Annotated in this window: 2 tRNA genes and 3 rRNA genes; all 5 read left to right on the top strand. The window is 53.8% G+C overall.

From position 1 onward, the window contains the following. Nucleotides 1-424 precede the first annotated feature (424 nt). A 16S ribosomal RNA gene (locus tag F7R19_RS29200) occupies nucleotides 425-1956 on the top strand. A gap of 62 nt (nucleotides 1957-2018) precedes the next feature. Continuing rightward, nucleotides 2019-2095, top strand: a tRNA-Ile gene (locus F7R19_RS29195). Between the two features lie 9 nt (nucleotides 2096-2104). Beyond that, a tRNA-Ala gene (locus F7R19_RS29190) sits at nucleotides 2105-2180 on the top strand. A 297-nt stretch (nucleotides 2181-2477) separates the two neighbouring features. Continuing rightward, nucleotides 2478-5358, top strand: a 23S ribosomal RNA gene (locus F7R19_RS29185). Between the two features lie 107 nt (nucleotides 5359-5465). Continuing rightward, a 5S ribosomal RNA gene (gene rrf, locus F7R19_RS29180) occupies nucleotides 5466-5579 on the top strand. Together the 16S, 23S and 5S rRNA genes with 2 tRNA genes alongside form the textbook arrangement of a ribosomal RNA operon. The last annotated feature ends 55 nt before the right edge of the window (nucleotides 5580-5634 follow it).

Here is a 5634-nt window from a genome sequence, read left to right as displayed (position 1 = left end):
CTAATATTCGCCCCCTCGCAACACGAAGCGCGCTGCCAAGGCAGTGTTGGCAAGGGTTTGCGGGGCGGCAGTGGTTGGTGTCTGGGCAGGAAAGGGCGCTGACGGCAGATAAAAAATCTTCTGCAAACTGTTGACGAAACGCTGAATGCTCTGCATAATCTCGTTTCTCTGCTGCAGCGAAAGCGATGCGGCGGCAACGACGGCAAAGCCGGACGTTGAGGTTCTTTAACAACCAAACAACCGATAAGTGTGGGCGCTTGATGGCGAACGCCGCGGTGACTTCGGTCAGCGCGCTGCTTCAAAAGTTATCAGTGCTCGCACAGTAAAACATGTTGGTTTGCATCTTCGGATGCGAGCCAGTCAGTTTTCTGAGAGTGAGCGACCGCTCGAAAGAGCGAGGTGCTTCGGCACCAGAACAGAGATTGAACTGAAGAGTTTGATCCTGGCTCAGATTGAACGCTGGCGGCATGCCTTACACATGCAAGTCGAACGGCAGCGCGGACTTCGGTCTGGCGGCGAGTGGCGAACGGGTGAGTAATACATCGGAACGTACCCTGTTGTGGGGGATAACTAGTCGAAAGATTAGCTAATACCGCATACGACCTGAGGGTGAAAGCGGGGGACCGAAAGGCCTCGCGCAGCAGGAGCGGCCGATGTCTGATTAGCTAGTTGGTGGGGTAAAGGCCCACCAAGGCGACGATCAGTAGCTGGTCTGAGAGGACGATCAGCCACACTGGGACTGAGACACGGCCCAGACTCCTACGGGAGGCAGCAGTGGGGAATTTTGGACAATGGGGGCAACCCTGATCCAGCAATGCCGCGTGTGTGAAGAAGGCCTTCGGGTTGTAAAGCACTTTTGTCCGGAAAGAAATTGCTCTGGCTAATACCTGGGGTAGATGACGGTACCGGAAGAATAAGCACCGGCTAACTACGTGCCAGCAGCCGCGGTAATACGTAGGGTGCGAGCGTTAATCGGAATTACTGGGCGTAAAGCGTGCGCAGGCGGTTTTGTAAGACAGGCGTGAAATCCCCGGGCTCAACCTGGGAATTGCGCTTGTGACTGCAAGGCTAGAGTGCGTCAGAGGGGGGTAGAATTCCACGTGTAGCAGTGAAATGCGTAGAGATGTGGAGGAATACCGATGGCGAAGGCAGCCCCCTGGGACGTGACTGACGCTCATGCACGAAAGCGTGGGGAGCAAACAGGATTAGATACCCTGGTAGTCCACGCCCTAAACGATGTCAACTAGTTGTTGGGGATTCATTTTCTCAGTAACGTAGCTAACGCGTGAAGTTGACCGCCTGGGGAGTACGGTCGCAAGATTAAAACTCAAAGGAATTGACGGGGACCCGCACAAGCGGTGGATGATGTGGATTAATTCGATGCAACGCGAAAAACCTTACCTACCCTTGACATGCCACTAACGAAGCAGAGATGCATTAGGTGCCCGAAAGGGAAAGTGGACACAGGTGCTGCATGGCTGTCGTCAGCTCGTGTCGTGAGATGTTGGGTTAAGTCCCGCAACGAGCGCAACCCTTGTCTCTAGTTGCTACGCAAGAGCACTCTAGAGAGACTGCCGGTGACAAACCGGAGGAAGGTGGGGATGACGTCAAGTCCTCATGGCCCTTATGGGTAGGGCTTCACACGTCATACAATGGTGCGTACAGAGGGTTGCCAACCCGCGAGGGGGAGCTAATCCCAGAAAACGCATCGTAGTCCGGATCGTAGTCTGCAACTCGACTACGTGAAGCTGGAATCGCTAGTAATCGCGGATCAGCATGCCGCGGTGAATACGTTCCCGGGTCTTGTACACACCGCCCGTCACACCATGGGAGTGGGTTTTGCCAGAAGTAGTTAGCCTAACCGCAAGGAGGGCGATTACCACGGCAGGGTTCATGACTGGGGTGAAGTCGTAACAAGGTAGCCGTATCGGAAGGTGCGGCTGGATCACCTCCTTTCTAGAGGCTTGTGTTCACAAGTCAAGCGTTCACACTTATCGGTTGTTTGCTGTTACAGCCAAGGGTCTGTAGCTCAGGTGGTTAGAGCACCGTCTTGATAAGGCGGGGGTCGTAGGTTCAAGTCCTACCAGACCCACCAAGTTATCGCGGGGGATTAGCTCAGCTGGGAGAGCACCTGCTTTGCAAGCAGGGGGTCGTCGGTTCGATCCCGTCATCCTCCACCATCACCTCAGGGTGAGCGGGCCTTGGAATTGGAAGGCCAAACGCAAGCGTTCGATGGCGAATGTTTGCGTTTGGCATTGCCAAGATCGACCGGAGACGGTCGGCTGTTCTTTAACAATATGGGATGTAGTAAAGGTGTCGTGAAGCCTTGATGAGAGGCTGAAGTACCCAACACGATACCGGGTTGTGATTGTATCAACCAAAAAGTATTTAAGTGATCGAAAGATGACTTGGAATACGGCACAAACGCGAGAACTCAGACCTATAAGGTAGGTGTCGACGAGACACACTCGTTATAGGGTCAAGCGAACAAGTGCATGTGGTGGATGCCTTGGCGATTACAGGCGATGAAGGACGCGGTAGCCTGCGAAAAGCTTCGGGGAGCTGGCAAACGAGCTTTGATCCGGAGATGTCCGAATGGGGAAACCCGGCCCGAATGGGTCATCCGTGACTGAATACATAGGTCACGGAAGCGAACGCGGCGAACTGAAACATCTAAGTAGCTGCAGGAACAGAAATCAACCGAGATTCCCAAAGTAGTGGCGAACGAAATGGGAAGAGCCTTGTACTCTTTAGCAGCATTGTTAGCAGAACGGGATGGAAAGCCCGGCCATAGCAGGTGATAGCCCTGTATGCGAAAACAGCGTTGTGGAACTAGGTGTACGACAAGTAGGGCGGGACACGTGAAATCCTGTCTGAAGATGGGGGGACCATCCTCCAAGGCTAAATACTCGTAATCGACCGATAGTGAACCAGTACCGTGAGGGAAAGGCGAAAAGAACCCCGGGAGGGGAGTGAAATAGATCCTGAAACCGCATGCATACAAACAGTCGGAGCCTGGAAACGGGTGACGGCGTACCTTTTGTATAATGGGTCAGCGACTTACATTCAGTGGCAAGCTTAACCGATTAGGGAAGGCGTAGCGAAAGCGAGTCCGAACAGGGCGTTGAGTCGCTGGGTGTAGACCCGAAACCAGATGATCTATCCATGGCCAGGTTGAAGGTGCGGTAACACGTACTGGAGGACCGAACCCACTAACGTTGAAAAGTTAGGGGATGAGCTGTGGATAGGGGTGAAAGGCTAAACAAATCTGGAAATAGCTGGTTCTCTCCGAAAACTATTTAGGTAGTGCCTCGTGTCTCACCTTCGGGGGTAGAGCACTGTCATGGTTGGGGGGTCTATTGCTGATTACCCCGCCATAGCAAACTCCGAATACCGAAGAGTGCAATCACGGGAGACAGACATCGGGTGCTAACGTCCGGTGTCAAGAGGGAAACAACCCAGACCGCCAGCTAAGGTCCCCAAATATAGCTAAGTGGGAAACGAAGTGGGAAGGCTAAAACAGTCAGGAGGTTGGCTTAGAAGCAGCCACCCTTTAAAGAAAGCGTAATAGCTCACTGATCGAGTCGTCCTGCGCGGAAGATGTAACGGGGCTAAGCTATATACCGAAGCTGCGGACGCACAGCAATGTGCGTGGTAGGAGAGCGTTCTGTAAGCCTGTGAAGGTGTCTTGTAAAGGATGCTGGAGGTATCAGAAGTGCGAATGCTGACATGAGTAGCGATAAAGGGGGTGAAAGGCCCCCTCGCCGTAAGCCCAAGGTTTCCTACGCAACGTTCATCGGCGTAGGGTGAGTCGGCCCCTAAGGCGAGGCAGAGATGCGTAGCTGATGGGAAGCAGGTTAATATTCCTGCACCGTCGTATGATGCGATGGGGGGACGGATCGCGGAAGGTTGTCCGGGTGTTGGAAGTCCCGGTCCCTGCATTGGAGAAGGCGCTTAGGCAAATCCGGGCGCGGAATTCAAGGATGTGGGGCGAGCGGCTTTAAGCTGCGAAGCAATCGGAAGTGGTTCCAAGAAAAGCCTCTAAGCTTCAGTCATACGAGACCGTACCGCAAACCGACACAGGTGGGCGAGATGAGTATTCTAAGGCGCTTGAGAGAACTCGGGAGAAGGAACTCGGCAAATTGGTACCGTAACTTCGGGATAAGGTACGCCCTTGTAGCTTGACTGGCCTGCGCCAGGAGGGTGAAGGGGTTGCAATAAAATGGTGGCTGCGACTGTTTAATAAAAACACAGCACTCTGCAAACACGAAAGTGGACGTATAGGGTGTGACGCCTGCCCGGTGCCGGAAGATTAAATGATGGGGTGCAAGCTCTTGATTGAAGTCCCGGTAAACGGCGGCCGTAACTATAACGGTCCTAAGGTAGCGAAATTCCTTGTCGGGTAAGTTCCGACCTGCACGAATGGCGTAACGATGGCCACACTGTCTCCTCCCGAGACTCAGCGAAGTTGAAGTGTTTGTGATGATGCAATCTCCCCGCGGCTAGACGGAAAGACCCCATGAACCTTTACTGTAGCTTTGCATTGGACTTTGAACCGATCTGTGTAGGATAGGTGGGAGGCTTTGAAGCGTGGACGCTAGTTCACGTGGAGCCGTCCTTGAAATACCACCCTGGTTTGTTTGAGGTTCTAACCTTGACCCGTGAATCCGGGTCGGGGACAGTGCATGGTAGGCAGTTTGACTGGGGCGGTCTCCTCCCAAAGTGTAACGGAGGAGTTCGAAGGTACGCTTGGTACGGTCGGACATCGTACCTAAAGTGCAATGGCAAAAGCGTGCTTAACTGCGAGACCGACAAGTCGAGCAGGTGCGAAAGCAGGACATAGTGATCCGGTGGTTCTGAATGGAAGGGCCATCGCTCAACGGATAAAAGGTACTCTGGGGATAACAGGCTGATACCGCCCAAGAGTTCATATCGACGGCGGTGTTTGGCACCTCGATGTCGGCTCATCTCATCCTGGGGCTGTAGCCGGTCCCAAGGGTATGGCTGTTCGCCATTTAAAGAGGTACGTGAGCTGGGTTTAAAACGTCGTGAGACAGTTTGGTCCCTATCTGCCGTGGGCGTTGGAATCTTGACGGGGGCTGCTCCTAGTACGAGAGGACCGGAGTGGACGTACCGCTGGTGTACCTGTTGTCTCGCCAGAGGCATCGCAGGGTAGCTATGTACGGAAGAGATAACCGCTGAAAGCATCTAAGCGGGAAACTCGCCTGAAGATGAGGATTCCCTGGAGGCTTGACCTCCTTGAAGGGTCGTTCGAGACCAGGACGTTGATAGGCTGGGTGTGGAAGCGCAGTAATGCGTTAAGCTAACCAGTACTAATTGCCCGTAAGGCTTGATCCTATAACCAGTGTGTTTCGCCTTGTGCCCAAGGTGTGCAACCACAACCCCCCTTTACTACACCCAGATTCGCCGCGCTGACCCCCGCGTCAGCCCGGCTACCCCTCATGCCTGGTGACCATAGCGAGTCGGAACCACCCCTTCCCATCCCGAACAGGACCGTGAAACGACTTTGCGCCGATGATAGTGCGGACTACCCGTGTGAAAGTAGGTCATCGCCAGGCTCTTATCCCCAAAACCCCCAAGCCCTAAAAGCTTGGGGGTTTTGCTTTTGAGCGA

This window comes from Cupriavidus pauculus (assembly GCF_008801835.1).
Classification (GTDB): Bacteria; Pseudomonadota; Gammaproteobacteria; order Burkholderiales; family Burkholderiaceae; genus Cupriavidus; species Cupriavidus pauculus.
Note: the sequence above shows the minus strand (reverse complement) of the source record. Positions and strands in the feature narration are given on the sequence as shown.